This is a genomic window from Moritella sp. 28 (genome assembly GCF_018219435.1).
Classification (GTDB): Bacteria; Pseudomonadota; Gammaproteobacteria; order Enterobacterales; family Moritellaceae; genus Moritella.
Genome location: NZ_CP056121.1, coordinates 4,484,208 through 4,507,932 on the forward strand (window position 1 = coordinate 4,484,208; position 23,725 = coordinate 4,507,932).

21 protein-coding genes and 4 tRNA genes are annotated in these 23,725 nt (G+C 40.1%); 8 read left to right on the forward strand and 17 right to left on the reverse strand.

The window, feature by feature from the left end; translation table 11 throughout:
- Positions 1–7: 7 nt before the first annotated feature.
- Complete coding sequence (locus tag HWV02_RS19905) at positions 8–364, reverse strand: hypothetical protein (RefSeq protein ID WP_211689218.1); 357 nt, start codon at positions 362–364, stop codon at positions 8–10.
- A 453-nt stretch (positions 365–817) separates the two neighbouring features.
- Between HWV02_RS19905 and HWV02_RS19910 the strand changes: the two genes are divergently transcribed.
- Positions 818–1,846: a nitronate monooxygenase family protein gene (locus tag HWV02_RS19910; protein WP_211677494.1), complete on the forward strand. Its 1,029-nt coding sequence runs from the start codon at positions 818–820 to the stop codon at positions 1,844–1,846.
- A gap of 65 nt (positions 1,847–1,911) precedes the next feature.
- On the opposite strand, the gene HWV02_RS19915 is transcribed toward HWV02_RS19910, so the two are convergent.
- Together HWV02_RS19915 and HWV02_RS19920 are read right to left on the reverse strand one after the other, a co-directional pair.
- Positions 1,912–2,601, reverse strand: a complete 690-nt coding sequence (locus HWV02_RS19915; protein ID WP_211689219.1) for a general secretion pathway protein GspB — start codon at positions 2,599–2,601, stop codon at positions 1,912–1,914.
- The gene (locus HWV02_RS19920; RefSeq protein WP_211689220.1) at positions 2,598–4,253 is read right to left on the reverse strand and encodes an ExeA family protein; all 1,656 of its coding nucleotides are present in this window, start codon (positions 4,251–4,253) and stop codon (positions 2,598–2,600) included. The genes HWV02_RS19915 and HWV02_RS19920 overlap by 4 nt, the downstream gene beginning before the upstream one ends.
- 257 nt (positions 4,254–4,510) lie before the next feature.
- Between HWV02_RS19920 and HWV02_RS19925 the strand changes: the two genes are divergently transcribed.
- Positions 4,511–5,671 carry a multifunctional CCA addition/repair protein gene (locus HWV02_RS19925; protein WP_211677499.1) on the forward strand — a complete coding sequence of 387 codons (1,161 nt, stop codon included), beginning with the start codon at positions 4,511–4,513 and terminating at the stop codon, positions 5,669–5,671.
- Positions 5,672–5,771: 100 nt separating this feature from the next.
- Here the strand turns inward: HWV02_RS19925 and HWV02_RS19930 are convergent, their stop codons facing one another.
- The 3 genes from HWV02_RS19930 to folB all read right to left on the reverse strand — a co-directional run bounded on the left by HWV02_RS19930 (position 5,772) and on the right by folB (position 7,597).
- Positions 5,772–6,626, reverse strand: coding sequence for an undecaprenyl-diphosphate phosphatase (locus HWV02_RS19930; RefSeq protein WP_211689221.1), 855 nt, complete (start codon positions 6,624–6,626; stop codon positions 5,772–5,774).
- Positions 6,627–6,722: 96 nt separating this feature from the next.
- On the reverse strand, positions 6,723–7,229 hold the full coding sequence (folK, locus tag HWV02_RS19935; RefSeq protein ID WP_211677503.1) for a 2-amino-4-hydroxy-6-hydroxymethyldihydropteridine diphosphokinase: 507 nt from the start codon (positions 7,227–7,229) through the stop codon (positions 6,723–6,725).
- Positions 7,229–7,597 carry a dihydroneopterin aldolase gene (gene folB, locus HWV02_RS19940; protein ID WP_067041533.1) on the reverse strand — a complete coding sequence of 123 codons (369 nt, stop codon included), beginning with the start codon at positions 7,595–7,597 and terminating at the stop codon, positions 7,229–7,231. The genes folK and folB overlap by 1 nt, the downstream gene beginning before the upstream one ends.
- 189 nt (positions 7,598–7,786) lie before the next feature.
- Here folB and plsY point away from each other — a divergent pair, with 189 nt between their 5' ends.
- The 3 genes from plsY (at position 7,787) to purD (ending at position 11,741) form a co-directional block, all read left to right on the forward strand.
- Positions 7,787–8,386, forward strand: coding sequence for a glycerol-3-phosphate 1-O-acyltransferase PlsY (gene plsY / locus HWV02_RS19945; protein ID WP_211673120.1), 600 nt, complete (start codon positions 7,787–7,789; stop codon positions 8,384–8,386).
- 322 nt (positions 8,387–8,708) lie between these two features.
- Entirely contained in the window at positions 8,709–10,301 is a 1,593-nt protein-coding gene (gene purH / locus HWV02_RS19950; RefSeq protein ID WP_211677504.1) for a bifunctional phosphoribosylaminoimidazolecarboxamide formyltransferase/IMP cyclohydrolase, read from the forward strand.
- A gap of 150 nt (positions 10,302–10,451) precedes the next feature.
- Positions 10,452–11,741 carry a phosphoribosylamine--glycine ligase gene (gene purD / locus HWV02_RS19955; RefSeq protein ID WP_211673122.1) on the forward strand — a complete coding sequence of 430 codons (1,290 nt, stop codon included), beginning with the start codon at positions 10,452–10,454 and terminating at the stop codon, positions 11,739–11,741.
- Between the two features lie 67 nt (positions 11,742–11,808).
- Here purD and HWV02_RS19960 read toward each other — a convergent pair whose 3' ends face one another.
- Positions 11,809–12,408: a DUF4136 domain-containing protein gene (locus tag HWV02_RS19960; RefSeq protein ID WP_211677506.1), complete on the reverse strand. Its 600-nt coding sequence runs from the start codon at positions 12,406–12,408 to the stop codon at positions 11,809–11,811.
- Between the two features lie 150 nt (positions 12,409–12,558).
- Complete coding sequence (locus HWV02_RS19965; RefSeq protein ID WP_211677508.1) at positions 12,559–13,203, reverse strand: LysE family translocator; 645 nt, start codon at positions 13,201–13,203, stop codon at positions 12,559–12,561.
- A gap of 368 nt (positions 13,204–13,571) precedes the next feature.
- On the opposite strand from HWV02_RS19965, the gene HWV02_RS19970 reads away from it, so the two are divergent.
- Positions 13,572–14,339, forward strand: a complete 768-nt coding sequence (locus tag HWV02_RS19970; protein WP_211689222.1) for a class II aldolase/adducin family protein — start codon at positions 13,572–13,574, stop codon at positions 14,337–14,339.
- 35 nt (positions 14,340–14,374) lie between these two features.
- Positions 14,375–15,550: a mandelate racemase/muconate lactonizing enzyme family protein gene (locus HWV02_RS19975; protein ID WP_211677512.1), complete on the forward strand. Its 1,176-nt coding sequence runs from the start codon at positions 14,375–14,377 to the stop codon at positions 15,548–15,550.
- Positions 15,551–15,589: 39 nt separating this feature from the next.
- Here the strand turns inward: HWV02_RS19975 and HWV02_RS19980 are convergent, their stop codons facing one another.
- From HWV02_RS19980 to HWV02_RS20000, 5 genes are all read right to left on the reverse strand, one after another.
- Positions 15,590–16,453, reverse strand: coding sequence for an amidohydrolase (locus HWV02_RS19980; protein ID WP_211677514.1), 864 nt, complete (start codon positions 16,451–16,453; stop codon positions 15,590–15,592).
- Entirely contained in the window at positions 16,453–17,181 is a 729-nt protein-coding gene (locus HWV02_RS19985; RefSeq protein WP_211689223.1) for an SDR family NAD(P)-dependent oxidoreductase, read from the reverse strand. Before HWV02_RS19985 ends, HWV02_RS19980 begins: the two co-directional genes overlap by 1 nt.
- 323 nt (positions 17,182–17,504) lie before the next feature.
- Entirely contained in the window at positions 17,505–19,097 is a 1,593-nt protein-coding gene (gene gshA, locus HWV02_RS19990) for a glutamate--cysteine ligase (RefSeq protein WP_211689224.1), read from the reverse strand.
- An 87-nt stretch (positions 19,098–19,184) separates the two neighbouring features.
- The gene (locus HWV02_RS19995) at positions 19,185–22,061 is read right to left on the reverse strand and encodes a pitrilysin family protein (RefSeq protein ID WP_211677525.1); all 2,877 of its coding nucleotides are present in this window, start codon (positions 22,059–22,061) and stop codon (positions 19,185–19,187) included.
- Between the two features lie 43 nt (positions 22,062–22,104).
- Positions 22,105–22,521, reverse strand: a complete 417-nt coding sequence (locus HWV02_RS20000) for a YqaA family protein (RefSeq protein ID WP_211677527.1) — start codon at positions 22,519–22,521, stop codon at positions 22,105–22,107.
- A 255-nt stretch (positions 22,522–22,776) separates the two neighbouring features.
- On the opposite strand from HWV02_RS20000, the gene HWV02_RS20005 reads away from it, so the two are divergent.
- Positions 22,777–22,944, forward strand: a complete 168-nt coding sequence (locus HWV02_RS20005) for a hypothetical protein (RefSeq protein WP_211689225.1) — start codon at positions 22,777–22,779, stop codon at positions 22,942–22,944.
- 217 nt (positions 22,945–23,161) lie between these two features.
- On the opposite strand, the gene HWV02_RS20010 is transcribed toward HWV02_RS20005, so the two are convergent.
- From HWV02_RS20010 to HWV02_RS20025, 4 genes are all read right to left on the reverse strand, one after another.
- Positions 23,162–23,253 (reverse strand) — tRNA-Ser (locus HWV02_RS20010).
- A 75-nt stretch (positions 23,254–23,328) separates the two neighbouring features.
- Positions 23,329–23,405, reverse strand: a tRNA-Arg gene (locus tag HWV02_RS20015).
- Positions 23,406–23,429: 24 nt separating this feature from the next.
- Positions 23,430–23,506 (reverse strand) — tRNA-Arg (locus HWV02_RS20020).
- Positions 23,507–23,586: 80 nt separating this feature from the next.
- Positions 23,587–23,663: transfer RNA gene (locus tag HWV02_RS20025), tRNA-Arg, on the reverse strand.
- Positions 23,664–23,725: the final 62 nt, after the last annotated feature.

Consider the following 23,725-nt stretch of genomic DNA (forward strand, 5'->3'; position numbering starts at 1 on the left):
CTGCAACTTAATCCTTTGGTCTTCTTCCTGAAGCTGTCCTTTGTGTCGCGTCCTGCAACTTAATCCTTTGGTCTTCTTCCTGAAGCTGTCCTTGTGTCGCGTCCTGCAACTTAATCCTTTGGTCTTCTTCCTGAAGCTGTCCTTGTGTCGCGTCCTGCAACTTAATCCTTTGGTCTTCTTCCTGAAGCTGTCCTTGTGTCGCGTCCTGCAACTTAATCCTTTGGTCTTCTTCCTGAAGCTGTCCTTGTGTCGCGTCCTGCAACTTAATCCTTTGGTCTTCTTCCTGAAGCTGTCCTTGTGTCGCGTCCTGCAACTTAATCCTTTGGTCTTCTTCCTGAAGCTGTCCTTGTGTCGCGTCCTGCAACTTAATCCTTTGGTCTTCTTCCTGAAGATGTTCCTGCTCCGTCCTTGTGCTTATAAATATACGTCATTAAGCCTGAGCAACAATCGCGGAAATTCAATTAAATTACATAAATTTACAAGAAAAAAAACACGAAAACCAACAAGTTGTTGATATATATATAAATTGGTATTTTTTACGAGTGTAAGACTAGGTCTAATACTGAGATAAACACAGTGACGTAACGACTATATCCCGACGTCCACATAGTCGATGTCTTACACATGGAATTCTATCTATCCAGCAGATAATATTGTGGATATAAAATACACAGAACATACCCAAACTAAAGTTGCAATAGTTAAAACTTATCGATAAATAACTTTGTTAAAAATAAACATATTATTAACATCTGTATGTATTAGTGCATTTATGCTAATTTATTTTCCAACCTTTTTGCATCTTTGGGATAAAGTGATGAAAACACGGATTACAGAATTATTAGGAATTGAGCACCCTATCGTCTTACCTGGTATGAGTTGGATATCAAAACCAGAACTTGTTGCGGCAGTTTCCAATGCCGGTGGTTTAGGCATTTTAGCAACAGGACCATTGAGCCAAGAAGAAACCCGCACAGCAATCAAAAAGATCCGTGAGCTTACTGACAAACCATTCGGTATTGGCGCTACCTTACTTATGCCAGGAGCGAAAGAAAATGCCAAAATAGGTATTGAAGAACGAGTACCCGTGATTAACTTCTCACTTGGTAAAGGTGATTGGATCGTCGAACAGGTTCACGCTTATGGTGGTAAAGTTATTGCCACTGTCGTTAATGAGAAACATGCGAAGTCTGCACAATCGATTGGCGCCGATGCCTTGATGGTAACAGGCCATGAAGCTGCCGCGCACGGTGGCGATGTCACCTCACTAGTATTGGTTCCCGCGATTGCCAGCGCCGTAGATATTCCAATTATCGCGACTGGAGGTTTTGCTGATGGTAGAGGTTTAATTGCCGCTCTTTCACTTGGTGCTGAAGGGGTTGCAATGGGCTCCCGTTTTGCCACCAGCCAAGAAAGTGCTTTGCATAATAACGTTAAACAAATCATTACTAGCAAATCTGAAAACGATACTATCTATTCGAAAAACTTTGATGGTCTCTATGCCCGCGTTTTAAAAACGCCAGCTTCTATTAAAGCAACCAAAAAGCCAATGAATTTTGTCTTAGCCTTATTTAAATCGGTAAAGGCCGCTAAAATGGTCGATTTACCGTTTTTGAAATTAGTCGCTGGCGTCTTTGTGCAATTCGATAAAATTAAGCAATTGTCATATTTCGGTGCTGCAACTGAAAAACTAGAAGCTGCTACCATTAATGGTGATTTAACTACTGGTGTGCAATTTATTGGTCAATCGCAAGGATTGATTAATGATGTACCAAGTGTAGCTATTATCGTAGATCGTATTATGACAGAAGCAGATAATGTGATTAATAAATTAGCGAAACAATAAGATGATGATAAGCAAGGATGTAGTTAACGACTTCCTTGCTCACTTAGACTGTCCGCGCAATGAGATTATGCAGACCAATCAGATAACGCTTGGAGACTAAAGCTCTGCGCACCGACGCGCATAATCACTTCATTTTGCAATATCTCTAAAATCTCAACATCATCACTCAACCAACTTCCCTCACGTAAGTCTCGGTTATTAAGACGCACGCTACGATTTTGTGGTTTCGACGAATACACATGCGAGCTATAACTAATATTAGGGATTTGCGCACGTAAGTGTGCGGGTAAGTCCTTAATAGGGACAGCATTGTAACTTTCTGCTATCACTTTAGCAGGTATGCTATCAGTATCACTTGTCGCCGTTAACGCCCGATTAAATTTAGCAAGTAGTTCGGCTGACACCTGCTCATTAGCTAACTCATCATTCATCGTTAATAGCTCAGAAGCTTGAGCCTCTTTCACTGCTGGCTTGCTACTCGGTACAATCACTGCAGGTAACTGTTCTGATGAAGGTGATACAGAAGGCGTTACCGGAATATTAACTACAGATAATGGGTGTTCAAACTCAATATCAGGTAACTTTAAAATAGTCAGCGGATCGGTTTGTTCAACGCCCGTTAAAACAGGCCTTGTTACATTTATATTATGACGAGCATTGTCGTTTGCAAACAAGGCTGGACTCCATAATACACTCACCGCTAAGCTTACACTGATACTGCATAGACTTAGGATTTTACCAACTGCAAGGCTCATTTTTTCTCCGGAATATGTGTTGCCACATTCAATTTAGGCACTGTGCTATCAGCATAATGGACAACTGTCATCATAGTTTGAGGACCAACAATTCCATCAGCGGTTAAACCAGCCTGTTGTTGAAAACGTATCACCTTTTTCATTAATATCGCATCAAACCTCGTACCTGATAAGGCTTTTTCACCAAGCGCTGCGCTCACGTTACGATCTAACCAGCGTATTAGTGTGCCTTTATCATTTTGTTTTAAGCTATTTTTAAAACGACTTGGTGCAGTCCAGAATAATGTGAAATCACCACTCCAATATTTTTCAAACCAAGCTTGGCTCACCAATAAATGGCTGTTGTTTAATTGTAACTCCACACCTGATGACGTAATACTCAACAAGGTTGCGTAATAATCTTCACCGAGGTTATCCAGTAAACGGACGACAGCAGGTAAGTTATATTGTACTAATTGTGCATAATTACCCTGTCGCTGCAGACAACGTAATTTCGCATATTGCGCATTACGACAAGTCGCATCGTTCAATGCAATATCATAGCCCCACTCTTTATATAAAAACTGAGTAGCTGCACTGCTTTGTCGTGCAGAATTAATATTCGCTAATAACGCCTTATCAGATATGACCTCATTCATAACAGGAGGTACCTCATCTATGACAAGTTTATTTACCTCGTTCTTGTCTGCCGTGTCATTGACTACCACTACTTGTGTCGTTGGCGCTTTATCTATTAGGCGATCAAATAACCCCAGCTGAAAACCAGCCAAACCAAAACCTATTAATACCATGGCTAATGCACCCGCAAATAAGCCTACTTTACTGGACTTGGATTTGCTTGTCCCAGTAACAACGACCGCATTAACGGCTTCTTGTACATGTTGTGGAGTAATTTTATTGGCATTTTCTTTAAACGCATAATACAAGGCTTTATCACACACCAAATTAACTAAACGCGGGATACCTGCAGTATGTTGGTAAATACGCTTTAATACTTTGGTGTTAAATAAGCCTGGATTACCGGATGCGATACTTAAACGGTACGCCACATAACTGGTTAATTCAGATTCTGTTAAAGGCAATAAATGATAACGAGCGGTAATACGTTGCGCGAGTTGGCGTAACTCAGGCTGTTTTAGTTTTTGCTGTAACTCAGGTTGGCCAATTAACACTATGTGTAATAGCTTTTTATGGTCAACATCGAGGTTGGTTAACAAACGTAGTTGTTCCAATGCTTTCGTGGATAATAATTGCGCTTCATCAATCATAACCACGCAGGATTTATGTTGCTGACAATTACTGAGTAGATAATGATGTAATAAATCAAAGAGCACCTTTAAACTCAGCTCATTATTATCATAGTCTAGCTTAAATTGATCACAAAGCGTCGCGAGTAACTCCAGCTCACTTATTGCAGGATTATGAATATAACCCAGGATCGTGTCATTCGTTAAGCCCTCTGCTAATGCACGTGAAACTGTGGTTTTACCGGTTCCCACTTCACCGGTTAACATGACAAATCCACCCGCACCTTGTAATCCATAAGTCAGGTGTGTCAGTGCCTCTTTATGCCTATCGCTCATAAAAAAGAAACGAGGATCGGGAGCAATAGAGAAAGGCATTTCTTTTAAATGAAAAAACTCAGTATACATCTATGATTATCATCCTATAGTTGATGCTTCACGTTAATAGCTAGACAACAAAATGTCAAAAATAGGCGATAAAAATACTACTTTATTCATAAAATAAGTTGTAGTGCTCATTAACCATCAACTGAAACTGAGTTACCGCAAGTAAATCTCCACAATTGACAGCAAAGATCGAATTTATTATTCGGTAAGGTATACTTAAAAAATACCATGTAATTATCTTAAAGCTATCATTAAAGTAAAGTAACAGGGGTTGTTTAGTGCAAATATATTTAGTTGGCGGAGCCGTTCGAGACAAATTATTATCTCTACCGGTAAAAGATAAAGATTTTGTTGTTGTTGGTGCAACACCCGCAGAAATGCTAGAACAAGGCTATCAGCAAGTCGGTAAAGATTTCCCTGTATTCCTACACCCAAGCAGTAAGCAAGAATATGCACTGGCACGAACCGAACGAAAAAGTGGTTCAGGGTATACAGGTTTTACCTGCTATGCAGCACCCGATGTGACGCTTGAGCAAGATCTTGTACGCCGAGACCTGACCATTAATGCTATGGTTGAAGATATGAACGGCCAAACCATCGACCCACTTAATGCCAGAGCAGATTTAGATAATCGCATACTGCGTCATATCTCAGAAAGCTTCAGTGAAGATCCATTACGCGTCCTACGCGTAGCCCGTTTTGCCGCACGTTTTCACCATCTTGGCTTTACTATCGCTAATGAGACACTGACGTTAATGCAGGGCATGACACAGGCAGGTGATCTTGCTGAATTAACCCCCGAGCGCGTATGGCAAGAAGTTGAAAAGACATTATCAGCAGCCAATCCAGAAATATTTTTCCACGTCTTAAATGAAATTGGCGCATTAGCAGTTATCTTACCCGAACTCGATGCCCTCTTTGAGCGTATACATAGCGAAGGTTATAATGAGACTACAACTGTCGGCCAGCAAGCCTTAATTCAGCTACAGCAAACTGCATTACTTTCGGCTGATTTAGCCATTCGCTTTGCTGCATTGATGCAGAAGCTTGATAATTCTCAAGTTAGTATTAAAGCACTGGCCAAACGCTGTAAAGTGCCTAACGAACACCGAGATTTAGCGTTGCTGGTTAGCGCACAACAAGAAAACATTCACAGCGCTCTAACCTTAGAGCCTACTGATATTATCAGCCTTTTCGATAATACTGATGCATGGCGTAAACCTGAACGTTTTCAGCAAATATTGTTAACCTGTTCAAGCAGTAAAGTCTGTAAATTACCCGATGAATATCAACCGACTCAATACCTGACACAAATGCTTAATGCGGCTTGTGATATTGCAGTACAACCGATCATTGCAGCTGGATTCCGTGGTGCGGAAATCAAACAGCAATTAACAACACAACGTATTGCTGCATTAACCACATTACGATCTCAATGAGCACTGGTCATAAATGATGGTTAACATGTAAGATCAAAAAAGGCTGCTACCTCACAGGTAACAGCCTTTTCATCTTTAGTCTTAATGCTAATCGAGGAAGTTAAAGCCCTTGAGTATAGATTAAATAGAACAGACCAGCGCCTAAAAGTAGACGGTAGATAACAAACGGGAACATGCCTAATTTTTCTAGTACTTTCAAAAATACATGGATACAGGCTACAGCACTAAAGAAAGAAATAACAACGCCTAAGCCCATAGCAAACCAATCAACAGCGCGTACTGTCGTAATGATTTCACCCGCTTGCAGGGTTTCAACGACATCACCATTCAGTACTAATTTCAGTGTTAAATAACCACCTGCCATTGCAATAATCGGGATCGACATTAAGAATGAGAAGCGTGCTGCGGCACTACGGCTAAGCCCTAACATTAAACCTGCAGTAATCGTCACTCCCGAGCGAGAAGTACCCGGAACTAACGCCAACATTTGTGCAAAACCAATGATTAATGCCCCTTTCCAACCAGTTTTATATTCATCTTTTATTTGCGTGGCATTAGCATCAGCCCACCATAACAACAAGCCAAAGATAATCGTAGTAGTGGCGATCACCGTGGTACTACGCAAATATAATTCAATTAAATCTTTGCCAAAGAAGCCGACTAACGCAGCCGGAATGGTTGCTAATAGTATGCACCATGCTAGCTGACTGTCTTTCGTGTGTTCATGTTTAAACAGAGAACGCACCCAAGCCACAGCCATAGCGCCAACTTCCTCACGGAAATAAATAAGTACCGCTAATAATGTACCTATATGTACAGCAACATCAAAAGCAAGACCTTGATCCTCCCATCCAAGTAATTGTGACGGTAAGATAAGGTGAGCAGAGCTTGATACAGGTAAAAATTCAGTGAGTCCCTGAATCAATGCCAGAACGATCACTTCCAAAGTACTCATTCATATTTCCTTTATTGTAATAGTTAAAAATAAATAGGTTTAAAGATACAGGTTAATACTATAAATAATTCGCATTAACCTTGCTCATTATAACGTCTAAGCCAGCTCAGCTATTTTCGGCCATTGCCACTTAGCGAGCATGAGTACCTGTGTTGATTTGTCAAAGTCACGCCATAATTCAGCCATTGAAATACCAGACACCGGATGACGTAAATCCGGAGCTAGTTCGGCAAGCGGCCATAATACAAAAGCATGATAAAGAATTTCAGCGCGAGGTAAAATAGGCGTTTCAGATTGGATGATATTGTCGAATAACAATAAATCCAAATCTAAGGTTCGGGGTGCATAACGACGATCAGTCGCTTTACGTCCATGTGTGATTTCAAGATCTTTTAAACACTGCATTAATTCGCTAAGCGATAACGATGTGGTAAATTCCACCACTAAATTGTAATAGTTATCACCCGTGCAATTGACAGCCGCACTTTCGAAAATAGGAGAAATACGACAGTCATCAAACATCTTATCAAGATCACGTAGCGCATTCGCGACATGATATTCTTTATCAATGTTACTGCCGATGCCGATATACACTAAAGCCATTACGCTAGCGTTCCATCACGCTGGCCACGTTCAATATATACACCAACCGTTGCCGCATTTGCGACAGCACCAGGTTTACTCAGTTTGAGGCTAATCCAAGGTATACCAAATGTTGTCATTAATAGTTCAGCAACTTGCTCTGCCATTGTTTCAACCAACTCAAAAATATTGTTTTGTGCAAAGTCAGTCACTAACTTAGATACGGCAGAATAATCCAATGCTTTGGTAATATCATCAGTCAGTGCTGAAGGGCGATTATCATGTGCCATTTTCAAATCAAATACTAACCGTTGAATGATCTTTTTTTCCCAATCATATACACCGATCGTGGTAAAAACTTCCAATTTTTCAATAAATACAATGTCCATGAGCTCGTCCGTAGTAAACTTGATAGAGGTCGGATACCCTCGCGAATAAAAAACGCGTATGATAGGTTTCTCAATTTTTATTTATATCTAAAATAAACTACGTAATTGTAAGCCTTGTTACAGCACGTAATTTATTAATGGATATAATAATGCAATAATACAGCAAACCTAGAGAAGAATTAATCAGTAATGACCCTATTGAGCTTAATCTTTATCATTTTCGCCTATCTGCTAGGCTCGATTTCTTCAGCGATCCTTATTTGCCAGCTGTTTCGCTTACCTGATCCACGAAAATACGGTTCACTAAACCCGGGCGCAACCAATGTATTACGTACTGGAAACAAATTCGCCGCAGGCTTAGTTCTCTTTTTTGATATGTTAAAAGGCGCACTACCGGTCTGGGTCGCTTGGTATTTAAACCTCACGCCATTTTCTCTCGGACTCATCGCAATCGCAGCTTGCCTAGGTCATATTTACCCCATTTTTTTTCAATTTCAAGGCGGTAAAGGGGTTGCAACTGCATTTGGCGCGCTACTGACCATAGGTCTTGATTTAGGAGCCTCAATTGTATTGAGCTGGGGGCTATCCTTGGCCGTTACTGGCTATTCGTCAATGGCTGCTATTTTTACTGCTCTCTTCGCGCCAATTTACACTCTTATTTTTAAAGCCCAATATACCCTACCCGTTGCCATGCTATCTTGCCTTATTATTTGGCGTCACTACGACAATATTATGCGTCTGCTGCAAGGCAAAGAAGATAAGATCTGGCACAAAAAGAAAAAACGTTAAATTACAATGCAATACAAAAGCTAGCGTCTACGACAGGTATATAATTCGTTAATATACCTCGATTATACTTACGTCGTTAAATTAAAAGCATAAAAATGCTGTTCGTGAATTTTTATTAAAAAAATCGACACAATTAATTAATTTTCAGTTAGAATGCCCCCCATCTGCGGTACGTTATATATCTAAAGCTATTTAACAAGCAAATTGCTTCTTAAAGTTAGTCGATATAAAAGGAACATAGTGCAGGATGTTTCCGTAAAAGGCCAAGCGACCTTTTCCGAAAACATCCTTCTATAAAAATGTACTTTGAGGTAATCGTAAAATGGACAACGCTCGACCTATTCGCCGTGCACTTATCAGTGTGTCTGATAAAACTGGTATTGTAGAATTTTCTCGCGGCCTAGTAGAACAAGGCGTCGAATTATTATCTACTGGCGGGACAGCTAAATTATTAGCTGAAAATGACATCCCAGTAATAGAAGTTTCTGACTATACAGGCCATCCAGAAATGATGGATGGTCGTGTTAAAACGCTACATCCTAAAGTACATGGTGGCATTCTTGGCCGTCGTGATATTGATGTTGAAGTAATGTCAGAGCACGGTATCAACCCGATTGATATTGTAGTTGTTAACCTTTACCCATTTGCCAACACTGTTGCCAATCCAAATTGCAGCCTAGCTGACGCCGTTGAGAATATCGACATCGGTGGTCCAACAATGGTTCGCTCTGCAGCTAAAAACCACAAAGACGTGACAATTGTCGTTAACGCTAGCGATTATGACCGTGTATTAAGTGAAATGTCTGCAAACAATACCTCACTGACTCATAAAACCCGTTTCGACCTTGCTATTGCAGCATTTGAACACACAGCTGCTTATGATGGCATGATCGCAAACTACTTCGGTACTATGGTTCCGAGTTATGGCGACAACACAGAAGGTGATGAAGAATCTAAATTCCCACGCACATTCAACAGCCAGTTCATCAAAAAACAAGATATGCGCTACGGTGAAAACAGCCACCAAGAAGCCGCATTCTATGTTGAAAAAAATACCACTGAAGCATCTGTTGCAACAGCAACACAGCTACAAGGTAAAGCATTATCTTATAACAACATCGCAGATACTGACGCAGCACTCGAATGTGTGAAAGAATTCGATGCACCAGCATGTGTGATTGTAAAACACGCAAACCCATGTGGTGTTGCTATTGGTGACGATATCTTAAGTGCTTACGACAGTGCATTTAAAACAGATCCCACATCAGCATTCGGTGGCATCATTGCTTTCAACCGTGAACTTGACGCAGTAACTGCACAAGCAATCGTTGACCGTCAATTTACGGAAGTAATCATAGCTCCATCAGTCAGTGCTGAAGCAAGCACAATTGTTGCGAGCAAGAAAAATGTTCGCTTACTTGAATGTGGTGAATGGACAGCTAAAAACGGTGAGTTCGATATTAAACGTGTTAACGGCGGTATCTTAGTACAAGATCGCGACCGTGGCATGGTTAGCCTAGACGACTTGACGGTTGTATCTGAGCGTCAACCAACAGAACAAGAACTGACTGACCTACTATTTTGCTGGAAAGTAGCTAAGTTTGTTAAATCAAACGCAATTGTTTACGCAAAAGATGGCGTAACGGTTGGTGTTGGCGCAGGTCAAATGAGCCGCGTTTACAGTGCTAAAGTTGCTGGAATTAAAGCCGCTGACGAAGGTCTTGTGGTTGAAGGTTCAGTTATGGCATCGGATGCATTCTTCCCATTCCGTGACGGCATTGATGCTGCAGCGGCTGCGGGTATTACATGTGTAATCCAACCAGGTGGTTCAATCCGTGATAATGAAATTATTGATGCGGCTAACGAACACGGTATGACAATGATCTTCACAGGTATGCGTCACTTCCGTCACTAAGCCTGTTGGAAAAGCACATTAGTTAAAAATACAGTCAGAGTAGTGACACACACAACTCTGACTGTACTGCTCTCATTCAATTATAAATCTTGCTAAGTATCGCAGAGTACCCCCAAGATTAGCGCATAAAGTAAAAGGAATAACATCATTATGAACGTATTAATTATTGGTGGCGGTGGTCGTGAACACGCCCTAGGTTGGAAAGCGGCTCAGTCTAAAAATGTTGAAACTGTATTTATCGCACCTGGTAATATTGGTTCTTCGCTAGAAAACAAATGTAAGAATGTACCTATCCAAGTGGAAGATATTCCAGCATTGGTTGCATTCGCACAAGAAAACAAAATTGAACTAACGATTGTTGGCCCTGAAGTACCATTGGTACTTGGCGTTGTTGATGCGTTCCAAGCAGAAGGTTTGGCTATCTTTGGTCCAACACAAGGTGCTGCACAATTAGAAGGCTCTAAAGCATTCTCAAAAGACTTCTTTGCACGTCATAATATTCCAACAGCTGCATACCAAAACTTCACTGAAATCGCACCAGCAAAGGCGTATATAAGCGAAATGGGCTGCCCAATTGTTATTAAAGCTGACGGCCTAGCGGCAGGTAAAGGCGTAATTATCGCTGAGACTGAAGCGCAAGCATTTGCTGCAATTGATGACATGCTTGAAGGTAACAAGTTTGGCGATGCTGGTGCACGCGTAGTTATCGAAGAATTCTTAGTGGGTGAAGAAGCAAGTTTCATCGTGATGGTTGATGGCGAAAATATTCTGGCGCTAGCAACAAGCCAAGATCACAAAGCACGTGACAATGGTGATAAAGGTCCAAACACAGGTGGTATGGGCGCTTACTCCCCAGCCCCAGTAGTAACACAAGCGGTTCATGACTTCGCGATGAATGAAGTGATCCGCCCGACGGTTGATGGCATGAAAGCAGAAGGGAATACCTACACTGGTTTCCTATATGCCGGTCTGATGGTTGCACCGGATGGCACAGCAAAAGTATTAGAATATAACTGTCGTTTTGGTGATCCAGAAACACAGCCTATCATGATGCGTTTAAAATCAGATCTTGTTGAACTTTGTCTTGCTGCTGTTGCAGGTAAACTAGACACAGTGACTGCGGATTATGACGAACGTGCTGCGGTTGGTGTGGTGATCGCGGCTGGCGGTTACCCTGCTGATTACGCAAAAGGCGAGATCATTACGGGCCTACCTAAAGCGGACTCAACTGAAAGCAAAGTGTTCCATGCAGGTACAGCATTGCAAGGTGACAACATTGTGACTAACGGTGGTCGTGTTCTTTGTGCAACTGCGCTGGGTAATACAGTAACAGAAGCACAAGAAAATGCGTATAAGCTAGCGGCACAAATCAATTGGGAAGGTGCTTTCTACCGTACCGATATTGGTTACCGTGCTATAGCGCGTGAAAACCAAAAATAGTCAGACACTATTTTGATGTTATAAAGATGAGCAGCCACTGGTTGCTCATTTTTTGCTTGTAATATAGCTATTTTGACGCTTTAGGTGGAAATTTACTTAAGATACTTTTCACCACATCTGCAACTAACTTATCCATTTCAGCCGCATCTGTCGATTCAGGTAGACGTTTACTCCCTATGCCTCGCCAAATTAGCTCTAAGCTTGTTGGGTCAATCACATCGACAACAAGGCTACCTTGCTGGTATTCATCAATACGGGTTTCTGTGTGCGCGCTCAGTGACATGCCTCGGTGTCCATAACCAACACCCCAACCCCAACTTGGGCCATAGCCGGAATAATTATCATAAGTACGAATATTAGTTTTCTTTTCCGAGGTAATACTGTAATTCACATAAAAATCAGGCGCAGTCGAAAATGAAAAACCTTGTGCAACAAGCTGCTTGTCAATCGCTTTGGTGATACGAACATCCATGATTCGATTATTAAGATAAGCATTTTCCTTTTCAACTTTTGCCGATTCAGGTAACCAATTAAACCCTTTCAACGTGGTAAAATCAGCACTTTGATCGTAATCTGTACTCACTTTAACGGTGGAGCATGCGGCCAAAACCAAGCTAAGCAACGCAACCAAATAACCTTTTTTATTAACCAACTGTCGTGCTTTCATAACATCTCCTATACCCAACATACTTCATAATGCGGGATAACCTTTTTGAAAGTTATCATTAGTCCTGCCATTTAAATTAGCACTAATACGAGGTAAAGATAATAAAAAATGATTAATGTTCAGTCTGAAGTCACTATAATTTATACACAACTAGACGACTGCAGCAGGTACTTTCGAAACTAATAGCCATACACCAAGTAATACAAATACCGCCCCCATGATCTTATGTTGGTAGATATGGAAACGTTCGTTCGTTAATAGCGATTTACCTAATGTACCGACAGTGACCACAAGTAATAAGTTAAACAATAAACCTAATGCATTAAGCAGTAAGCCTAACACCAGCATTTGTTCCCCAGATGAAGCTTCAATATTTGGTGACACGAACTGTGGTAAAAACATCACGAAGAACAATAATGCTTTTGGATTTAATAAATTAGTAAATACCGCTTTACGATACAGCGAACGAGCCATTTTATTGGTTTGATCTATTTCAGGCGCGACAACAGAGCTAGTACGTAAACAACCCCACCCCATTTTAAGTAGGTATAACCCGCCCAATAAATGTAGTGTCTTAAGTGCCATTGGACTCATAGCTATCATCACAGATACGCCCATTGCCGCTAACAACGTGAAAGCAATACCTGATGTGGTAATACCTAATGTGGTAAAAAAGCCCACCTTTCGGCCATAGTTTAAGCTTGAACTGGCAATTAATAACATGCTAGGTCCAGGGATCAATAATAACGCCACAACAGCAGTTAAATACAGGGGCAGAATAGAGAAATCAATCATTAGATGGTCGCGTTGCAAAATAAAAAACCAGATTGTAATACAACTAGCAACATTTTAATCTATTTTTAATCAAAAAAGTAAAAATCAATGACGAACGTATTTATGACGGTATAGGTTCTTCTAAAAAGTACCCAAATAGCACCATTGAAACCTGTCATTATATTCAATCAGATATTAGATGGTGGTGTGGTTGCCCATACGCTTACGATCATGTTAGGCAAGTTTAAAATGTCATGTGCTTTCACCGATAGAAATGTCGCATTGGCTACTTATCCGATTTTAGTGGTTCGCGTAAAATAGGATTGTAACAAAGTCCCTTAGGCGTGATATAAAGGATAAGAAGCTAAAAACTTAAAAAGGATTAAAGTATGTTTAGTTTACCTAAGCCAGATCTTAAAAATGGGGTCAGCGACAAAGAATGGCAACTTAGAATAGATCTGGCTGCTTGCTATCGGTTGGTTTCGCATTTTAACTGGGATGATTTAATTTATACGCATTTATCAGTCCGTATCCCAGGAACGCGACATTATTTGATTAATGCTTTTGGTCTTGCGTTCGATGAAGTGACCGCATCTAACCTGGTTAAAGTCGATCTCGCTGGAAATATTATCGATGATAGTCCTTTTAGTATTAATCCTGCTGGTTTTACGATTCACAGCGCTATTCATGAGGTTCGTGAAGATGCACATTGCGTTATACATTTGCATACAGCAGAAATGATAGCAGTCGCAACACAAAAACAAGGCTTGTTACCTTACAGCCAATATTCTATGTTTTCATTATCATCACTTTCTTATCATGCTTATGAAGGGCTTGCTGTGGATAGTTCTGAGAAACAGCGTTTGCAGGATGATCTCGGCCATACTAATTATATGTTATTAGTTAATCATGGTGGTTTAACATTAGGGCCCACTATTGGTGATGCCTTTATGCGTATGTATGATTTACAGCGTGCTTGTGAAATACAAATAATGATCCAATCAGCTGGACAGGATATTACTCCTGTACCACAACCAATTTTAGATAATATTTATAAGCAAGCTAACATTGTTCATACGGGTTCAACTGGTGGGCAGCTTGCATGGCCAGCTATGTTACGTAAGGCTTATAAATTAGATCCTAGTTTTATGGAATAATATAGTCGTAATAAAAATATAATAGGGAGAGTTAGATGAAAGTTACGTGGATTGAAGTATTTGATATTCACTGCCCAGACCGTGCAGGATGGAATCCGATATTTGTTCGTATTCATACAGATGAAGGAATAAGTGGTGTCGGTGAAGCAGGCTTGGCGTATGATTTGGGTCATAGTGCTGCGGCTAATATGATTAAAGAAATGGCAGAAGCATTCCTAATTGGACATGACCCTTTTCAAACAGAAAAACTTTGGTCTCGTATGTTACGAGAGAGTTTTTGGGGATTAGGTGGAGGACCTATCGTTTATGCAGCGATGAGTGCTATTGATACCGCATTATGGGATATTAAAGGGAAAGCACTGAATCTTCCAGTTTACCAACTTTTAGGTGGTAAAGTGAATGATGAACTACGTACTTATGCATCTCAGTTACAATTTGATTGGGATGATGAATTCAAAGCTTTATCTCACCCAGAAGAATATGCTGAAGCGGCATTAAAAGCGGTAGCGCAAGGTTATGACGCCGTGAAGGTTGACCCTATTATGTATGATAAAAATGGGAATACTTATTACGAACGCACTAAAATTATTTCAAAAGCAGAAATGAAACTATACCGTAGTCGCATGCAAGCAATTCGCGATGCAGTAGGCGACGAAGTTGATATTATTTTTGAGTGCCATAGTTTACCTGGAGCAACTACAGCGATTCAGCTAGGAAAAATTGCAGAAGAATTCGGTTGTATGTATTACGAAGAACCTGTTAATTATTTGAACCACTCTTTGCATGCTAAAGTGGCGGATAAAGTTGCAGTGCCTATTGCGGGTGGAGAGCGGTTATATAATCGTTGGGGTGTTCGTCCATATTTAGAAGACCAAAGTATTGATGTACTTCAACCCGATATTGGCTTATGTGGTGGTTTTACCGAAACGAAAAAAGTGTGTGATTATGCAGACATCTTTGATGTTCGTATTCAAGCCCACGTATGTGGTGGACCTGTTGCTACAGCTGCATCCTTACACCTCGAAACCGCGATCCCCAATTTCCTTATTCATGAGCATCATACCTATGCGATAAAGAAATGGAATCGAGAGCTGTGCATTCAGGATCCTCAACCTGAAAATGGTGTATTTAAAGTATCTGAAGCGCCGGGTATCGGAATTGAACTTAATGATGATCTTGTTATGCGATCACCTCGCATTGAGATTAAATAAATATAGAAAATGATAATCGATTCTAGAGTCGATTATCATTTAAAACTGATAAATTCTCTTGGCATTGGTATGACACAGTTTTTCTAATAAAGCTCGTGGTAGGCCTAGCGCTTTGTAGTAAGCCCAAAGTTCTTGATAACTAGTTGTAAATAGGGCTAGTGGAAAATTACTCGCTAACATAATACGATCTTCTCCAAATAAAGAAAGTAGTTCTGTAATTACAGTATCAATCGAATTTGTATTTATATAATCTCGTCGAGTCATTTCCCAGCCCGAAGCTTTTACAACGATATTCGGAAAAGCGGCGAGTGATACCATACCATTCTTCCAGCATTGTAATGTTTGATGCGTGGAATCTAAAGGTGCAAAAGCCGCATGGCTGATGATAAATGTAAGCCCTAAATTTTGTCTTGCTACATTGACTAATGCGTTTATGCCCTTTGTATCGCTCCCTGATAACTGGGCTTCAAAATGTAATCCAGTTGTTGCAAGGTAGACTAGGTTCATTTGAGCGACATCTGATGTCAGCAATAGATGAGCTTGTTCATCTAGAATATGGCGGACTCCAATGACAGAAGAGAATTTCTTAAGCCTTGTTATATGGCCAATGAAGTCTTCGGAAGCAAGCATCAAGTCGATACAAGCTACACTTTTAAAGCGGCATGAAATAGTGCTTTCAAGCCATTCAATCTCCCGCCAAGGAGAGTCATTGTCAAATCCAGCTTCAATATGAACAAAACCACTGAGTGTTAAAGGGGACTTCAATATCAGATCATTTTCAGAAAAGTCGTTATTGATAATCTCTTTATCTGACCAATAGGGAGGGTTCTCTGGTTTTAACCAAGCATAGCTGCCTTTATTTCTATCAAATAAATGAATATGAGGATCAATAATATTATCCATCACTTCGCTGTATAGCCGCCATCAATCATTTGCAAACTCCCTGTAATAAAGCTGGCCTTATCACTTGCTATGAAATACGTTAATTCGGCGACTTCTTCTGGTTGCCCAATTCGACCTAATGGTTGTAGTGCAGATTCTTCTTTATGGATATTGTCTTTATTTGCACCAGTACGAGCGCAATAATTATCGATAGCGGTATGGTATAGTGGTGTTTCAATGGTTCCTGGGCAAACAGCATTTGCTCGGATATTATATCCGGCATAATCTAAAGCGGTCGTTTTTGCTATTGAGGCGAGCGCATGTTTACTTAAATTATAAGCAAATGAATTATGGTGTGCGACAACTGATTGATCTGATGCGATTAAAACAATAGAGCCCTGTTTACGGGACTTCATGACAGGTAAAACAGCTTGAATCGCAAAATAAGCGCCTTTTACATTAATTGCAAAAAGGCGATCGAAATCTTGTTCTGATGTGTTTTCGATATTTGAATTTAGGTGGATACCCGCATTACAAATTAATGTATCAATATACTGTTCTTTTTTTATAATTGCAGACATTGCGGCATTAACGTGCTCTGAATTACTAATATCACAAGCAATAAATTCACCAACAGAACCCGCTTCTATATCTAGGTTATATACGTGATAGGATTCTTCTGTAAATTTCTTGATAATAGCTAAGCCAATGCCTTTACTACCACCCGTCACAATTGCGACTTTCTTCATTATTTTTCCTTTTATAATTTTATATATGAGAAATCTGATCTTATGGACATAATAATGTTAATGATGATGGGGTATATCAAATTTTTAAATCAAATATACTATTATAAAAACAAATAATAATTTTATGAACCATTGCTTGATGCTGTAGTCAGATTAAGTGCAAGAGTTGTTTTTTCATTTTTTGGGAGCCTTATTAAGGCTCCTTTTTTTTATTTTCCAACTATTACAATTATTTATGAACCATAACTCAATTCCGTAGTCTGATTCATTGCAAGAGTTGTTTTTTCATTTTTTAGAGCCTAATTATAGGCTCTTTTTTTTATCTATTTTTTAGTTGTTGCAAAGTATTCACTTAAGAACGTATCAAAATCAAGCTTGTCGTCAGCCTCGATCTGCTGTTGTTGCACGACTGACTGCTGCTGCATTTGCTTGAAATAAGTATCATCCCAATACGCATAATCTGTCGCTAATAACTCTGCTTTATACTTTTTAGCTAAGTTTAAAATAAAATCATTATGCTCTAGACCTTGTGCCTTCATTGCCGTAAGCACTTGCCCAGACAATAATGATTCTGGACGATTAATCAATGTCTGCTGTTCAGCGACCGCTTTCGAAAAATTACTCGCAGCAGTCTCCGTAGCGAGTTGTGCACCATCTAATAGCCCAGCTACCAATTGTACTTCAGTAAGAATATGAGTGGCAACATCAGCAAGTACTTGTTCCTTACCATCGAATTGTAATGTTAAGCCAGGTTTACGTCCTTCCATTACCACTTTCGTGCTGTTATCACGACAGATAGCCATTTCGTCGGCTGTCATCGGAGCTGAAGGCTGCAGTGCCATCCAAACTAATAAACTGTCTAACACAGACATCTGCGCAGTGGTAATACCGGTAGCAACAAATGGATTCACATCCAAAGAACGAATTTCTATGTACTCAATACCACGAGCTGCTAATGCTTCCGACGGTTTTTCATTTGACTTAGCCACACGTTTAGGTCTAATCGGCGCGTACAGTTCATTTTCGATCTGCAAAACATTATCATTAAGCTGGCGATACTCACCATCAACCTTAATACCGATATTTGCAAATTCAGGGGCTTTTGTTTTAATCGCTTTCTTCAAACTATCGGTATAATTTTCTAACGTGTTATGACAAATAACCAAATCATCTTGGGCATTATTGGTATAACCCAGATCACTCATGCGTAACGATGTCGCATATGGCATATATAATGTGTCTTCACCCAATGCTGAGAACGGTGTTTGTTTCTCCGTCGGTAAGAATGAACGGTTTAACGCAGGAGAAGCACCAAATAGATAAGGAACTAACCAACCATGACGGTAAAAATTACGGATAAGTCCCATATAACTATCAGAAATAAAATCTTGGAGTTCGCCAGTTTCATCCTTTAGATCATAAAGCGTTTGCCAAAACGTAATAGGTAATGACACATTATAATGCAGACCTGAAATAATTTGCATGCTACTGCCATAACGATGCTTTAAACCGATTCGGTAAGTGTGCTTCATTTTACCTGTATTCGATGTACCATATTTAGCTAATGGAATACTTTCAGCATCACAAACCTGGCATGGCATACTTGAAGGCCAAAACAATTCCCCATCAAGGTTTTTAACTACATTGCGATGGATATCACTCAATTGCTGTTGCGCCTTGGCGGCACTATCGCTGACAGGCGTAATAAATTCTAATAAGCTTTCAGAATAGTCTGTGGTAATGTGCTGATGACTTAATGCTGAGCCAAACGCTGCAGGATGGCTGTTCTGTGATAAACCGCCTGCTTCATTTACGCGTAAACACTCTCGTTCAATGCCGCGGGTGATGCCGTTTAGCGACTGTATATTGCTTGGCTCTGATAATTTTGAGATCAGAGATTTAAATGTAACGTTCAAATTAAATCCACCAATGAACTATATAAAAGTATCACCTTAAAAATTGCACGATCAATGGAGCAATCTTTAAGGTTAATTTCAAGTCTATTATTTATCTAACAGATCAAAAACTTGAATATCTAAACCAAAGTCTTGAACCTGTTTTTCAATCAACTGACGATCACCGACCACAATAACAGAAAATTTATCGCTCGATAAGTAAGTCTTTGCTAATGCCTGAATTTCAGACTTATTCATCGTTTGAATAATCTTGGCTTGCTGCTCTACAAAATCAGGTGATAAATCCAATAATAATAGCTGCATTAAGAAATTAGACTTCTGAGCTGGTGTTTCATAAGACAAGGCTTCTTGCTGTGAAATCGCACTTTTCATATAAGTCAGTTCGGAATCAGTGATACCACCATCTGTATAAGTTTTTAATTCTTTTAGCGTTTCTTTGATTGCATCGCCAGTTACTTCAGCCCGAACATCCGCCGATGAAGAGAAAAAACCATATTCACGGTCAGCATAAAATCCTGTCATCGCTCCGTATGTATACCCTTTATCTTCGCGTAGGTTCTGATTCAAGCGGCTATTAAAGTTACCACCTAAATTAAAGTTCATTAAGTTCGCTTTGAAAAAATCACCTGTCACATCATACGCTACCGCGGGTGATATTACTTTAATTACAGATTGTACCGCCCCTGGCTTATCAACTATATAAAGTGTGTTCGGTTGCCATAACGGTGCTTTTGCTAGAGGCGGGTAAGTCACTGCGGGCAAATGAGCGCCTTGCTGTAAAAAATCTAACGACGTCGTAACAGCGACTTCACTAACATCACCAACCACCACGATTTTAGCTTCTGCTAAGTTATAATATTGCTGATAGTAAGCCAATACATCATCACGCGTTAATGCTGCTTGATTTTTCAATGTACCAGATGATGGGTTGCCAGTAACACGCTCCTCACCATACAAAATACGTTGTGTAGCTAATTGCCCTAACCAACCAACTCTTTGCTGATTTTGTAATGACGCTTGTCTTGACTGTGCTTTAATACGCGTGAAATCAGCGTCTACAAAACCCGGTTTAAACAGTTTCTCTTCTAATATTGCTAATGTTGCAGGTAAATTTTTCGATAAACTGTTAACACTTATGCTCGTACCATAAAGGCCCGCAGAGAAATTAATGCTACTGCCGAGTGATTGTAATTGATCGTTGAGTTCTGCCGATGAATGCAGCGTTGTAGATTGATTCATCATAGCGGCCGTTAATTTTGCAATCCCTTGTTTATCAGCACTTTCAACACGTCGCCCACCTTTTACATTAATCTGTATACTCACGGTAGGGGTTTCATCGTATACCGTACCAAGCACTTGAATGTCATTCGCGAGTGATTGACGCCATAATGTCGGTAATGTTTGCTGTGGATTATCGCCCGCTTTTGGCATCACTGAACGATCAAAAGTATCTTTCGTCGTTCTGACTGCTAATGTTTGAGCTAGCGGCGCATTTTGCTTACCAATATCACGTGGTGCAGGTGTAAACGTCGAAGCATGGGCAACATATTCCAACTTACCTTTAGGCACAACACTCATGATCACTTTGGGTTTATTTTCGAGGTATTTTTTATAACCAACAATCCCTTCTTCTGCAGTGATCGTATTAAAAACGGATAACCCCTTCGTTAAGTAATTAGGATCATTCATCAAGGTTTCACCTAACGCAAGCTCTTTTGCTTTTCCTGCAACACTTTGCATACCAAATATCGTGGAGCTTTCAATGATCGAGCGTAACCGAGTTACTTCAGAAGATGCGATACCTTTATCTGCTAACTCTTTCATCGACGCATTAATCTTCGCCAATAACGGGGCCAGCTCCATTCCTTTAGCTGGGTTCGGTTGCGTATAGATATCAAAAGTACAACTTAGTTCGCTACAACTATGATAAGCAGCTACATTCGTTGCATAACCAGTTTCCACCAAATTCTTATACAAAAGTGAGTTTTTCCCACCGCCTAAAGCATAAGCAAACAGATCGAGAGGGGCTTCATCTTTATGCCCCATATATACCGTTGGATAACTGATATACAGCATCGGCTGTGGCACGTTATCTTCTAAGGTAATATAACGATCGTTATCAATACTCACAGGCACAGGTTGCATATCTTTTACTTCAGGACCTTCCGGAATGGTCGAAAAATACTGATTTACCCACGCTAAGGTCTCCGCTTTATCAAATTTACCCGCAATCGTCAGTGTTGCATTGTTCGGCCCATACCAACGTAAGAAGAATTGTTTTAAATCATTCACATCAACACGGTCTAAATCTTCAACATAACCAATTGGCTGCCAAGCATAAGGATGATCCCGTGGATATAAAGCTTCACCTACACGTTCACCAAGTAAACCGTAAGGGCGATTATCAACGCGTTGTGAACGCTCGTTTTTAACCGTAGCACGTTGGATCTCAAATTTACGTTGATCAACCGCATCTAATAAAAAACCCATACGATCGGCTTCTAACCACAGTATTTTTTCTAATTGATTCGCAGGTACGGTTTGGTAATAATTCGTTCTATCTTGATTGGTACTGCCGTTCATCGAACCGCCAGCTTCATTAACAATCTTGAAATGCTGCTGATCACCCACATTTTTACTGCCTTGGAACATCATATGCTCGAAAAAATGCGCAAAACCCGATTTACCGAGCTCTTCACGTGCAGAACCAACATGGTAAGTCATATCAATATACGTTAGCGGGTCAGAATCGTCTTCGTGTAAGATAACGGTAAGGCCATTACTTAACTGGTACTTTTCATAGGGTATTAGCAAGCTTCCTGACACTTTTTCTTGCTGATCCACTAATGTCATTCCACTCGGCAATGCTGCGATATCACTGTCTTTATCAAATAATGAGCACCCACTAAGTAACAGCATTGAAGAGCTCAGCACCACAGCACCATAAAAAGAATTCAAACGCATCAAAAATTCCTCGTTAATTTTAAATTGAATATAAAATAATTAGCTAATAGAAACTCATAAACCAGATAATAACTGCATAGCGAATTGACTTACCTAGCATAATAGCGATAAAAGAAAGTACAGGATTTAAACGTAACCAACCTGCTAATAAACAAAAAACATCACCGAAAACAGGTAACCAACTAAATAGCAAGCTACTCCAACCCCATCGTTGGATCACGCTGTGTACACGGCGGTAGTGCTTATTTTCTGAAAAATCAATCGGCTTTTTCGCATAAATAAAATACCCCATGTAAAAGGTAAGAATAGAGCCTAATACATTGCCACTGGTCGCCATAATAAAAAGCTGCCAATGCGACCACGAACCTTCAACAAGCATCGCGGTTAACAGTATTTCTGAACTACCAGGTAAAATGGTCGCAGACGTAAAACTACTAAAAAACAATAACCAAAGACCCATCTAATCCTCTAAATCTCATCTACCCACGGTTACCCACAGTATTACCACTAAGAGAATTAAGTCACACTATAATATTGAAGTTAGACGTATAATCAAAGTTAAGCATGTTAATGTTATGCTTAACGCACTTATGGATACACAGACTGGTAATATTTAACTGTTCTATAAATATTACGTGCATAATTAAAAGTGGTAGGACAGTTTAGCCACTATATAATTCAATAAACAGTGATAAATCGCTACATTGGGGAGTTTATGTTTAAATTTTTTCTATTACCTTTAGTACTAAGTATCTTGTGGTTTGGATTCTTGCAATATAATAACTGGAGTATACAACAAGGTAAGAAAGGTTTTATCTATATTATTGGCGCCACAACGGCCATCATCGCATTTCTTAGTTTGATGATATACCTTACTCGCTGAGCACCAGACGAGAATTGCATCTTATAAAGGCCAATCAGTCTTACTTTATTATCTAACGAGAAAGCCCCAGCCACATATGCAACCAAGATAAACCACCACCCGATTCTGTAATAATAACCAAAAATAACAATATAGCGGAACGCCCATAATCAGCAGATAGTTGGTGAGGTAAATTTCAGGCATAAAAAAACCGCAATTAAGCGGTTTCTTTATTTAATGGCGGAGAGGGAGGGATTCGAACCCTCGATGGGATTTAAAGCCCATACTCCCTTAGCAGGGGAGCGCCTTCGGCCACTCGGCCACCTCTCCACACAAACCCTATTATTATGAAAAACATCGACAATGTAAAGACTTACATCGGAAAAATCATAATAATATAATAAATGGTGCGGATGGGAGGATTCGAACCTCCGACCGCCTGGTTCGTAGCCAGGTACTCTATCCAGCTGAGCTACATCCGCACAAAAAATTATATTTAAAATAGATGGTGCGGATGGGAGGATTCGAACCTCCGACCGCCTGGTTCGTAGCCAGGTACTCTATCCAGCTGAGCTACATCCGCACATTTTCTATTTTAAGAACTTGTTTTATTTTACCGTTTAACGAATTAAACCATAAAAATTAAATTGTGGTTTGAACAAATGGTGCGGATGGGAGGATTCGAACCTCCGACCGCCTGGTTCGTAGCCAGGTACTCTATCCAGCTGAGCTACATCCGCACATAATTTGTTCTGTTAGGTTTACGTTCTACAACGTCTAGTTTGAAATCTCTAGTTGATTT

Coding starts and splice junctions, on each gene's coding strand:
- HWV02_RS19910 (WP_211677494.1), top strand. CDS start 818: ATGAAAACACGGATTACAGAATTATTAGGAATTGAGCACCCTATCGTC.
- HWV02_RS19915 (WP_211689219.1), bottom strand. CDS start 2,601: ATGAGCCTTGCAGTTGGTAAAATCCTAAGTCTATGCAGTATCAGTGTA.
- HWV02_RS19920 (WP_211689220.1), bottom strand. CDS start 4,253: ATGTATACTGAGTTTTTTCATTTAAAAGAAATGCCTTTCTCTATTGCT.
- HWV02_RS19930 (WP_211689221.1), bottom strand. CDS start 6,626: ATGAGTACTTTGGAAGTGATCGTTCTGGCATTGATTCAGGGACTCACT.
- folK (WP_211677503.1), bottom strand. CDS start 7,229: ATGGCTTTAGTGTATATCGGCATCGGCAGTAACATTGATAAAGAATAT.
- folB (WP_067041533.1), bottom strand. CDS start 7,597: ATGGACATTGTATTTATTGAAAAATTGGAAGTTTTTACCACGATCGGT.
- plsY (WP_211673120.1), top strand. CDS start 7,787: ATGACCCTATTGAGCTTAATCTTTATCATTTTCGCCTATCTGCTAGGC.
- purH (WP_211677504.1), top strand. CDS start 8,709: ATGGACAACGCTCGACCTATTCGCCGTGCACTTATCAGTGTGTCTGAT.
- purD (WP_211673122.1), top strand. CDS start 10,452: ATGAACGTATTAATTATTGGTGGCGGTGGTCGTGAACACGCCCTAGGT.
- HWV02_RS19960 (WP_211677506.1), bottom strand. CDS start 12,408: ATGAAAGCACGACAGTTGGTTAATAAAAAAGGTTATTTGGTTGCGTTG.
- HWV02_RS19965 (WP_211677508.1), bottom strand. CDS start 13,203: ATGATTGATTTCTCTATTCTGCCCCTGTATTTAACTGCTGTTGTGGCG.
- HWV02_RS19970 (WP_211689222.1), top strand. CDS start 13,572: ATGTTTAGTTTACCTAAGCCAGATCTTAAAAATGGGGTCAGCGACAAA.
- HWV02_RS19975 (WP_211677512.1), top strand. CDS start 14,375: ATGAAAGTTACGTGGATTGAAGTATTTGATATTCACTGCCCAGACCGT.
- HWV02_RS19980 (WP_211677514.1), bottom strand. CDS start 16,453: ATGGATAATATTATTGATCCTCATATTCATTTATTTGATAGAAATAAA.
- HWV02_RS19985 (WP_211689223.1), bottom strand. CDS start 17,181: ATGAAGAAAGTCGCAATTGTGACGGGTGGTAGTAAAGGCATTGGCTTA.
- HWV02_RS19995 (WP_211677525.1), bottom strand. CDS start 22,061: ATGCGTTTGAATTCTTTTTATGGTGCTGTGGTGCTGAGCTCTTCAATG.
- HWV02_RS20000 (WP_211677527.1), bottom strand. CDS start 22,521: ATGGGTCTTTGGTTATTGTTTTTTAGTAGTTTTACGTCTGCGACCATT.
- HWV02_RS20005 (WP_211689225.1), top strand. CDS start 22,777: ATGTTTAAATTTTTTCTATTACCTTTAGTACTAAGTATCTTGTGGTTT.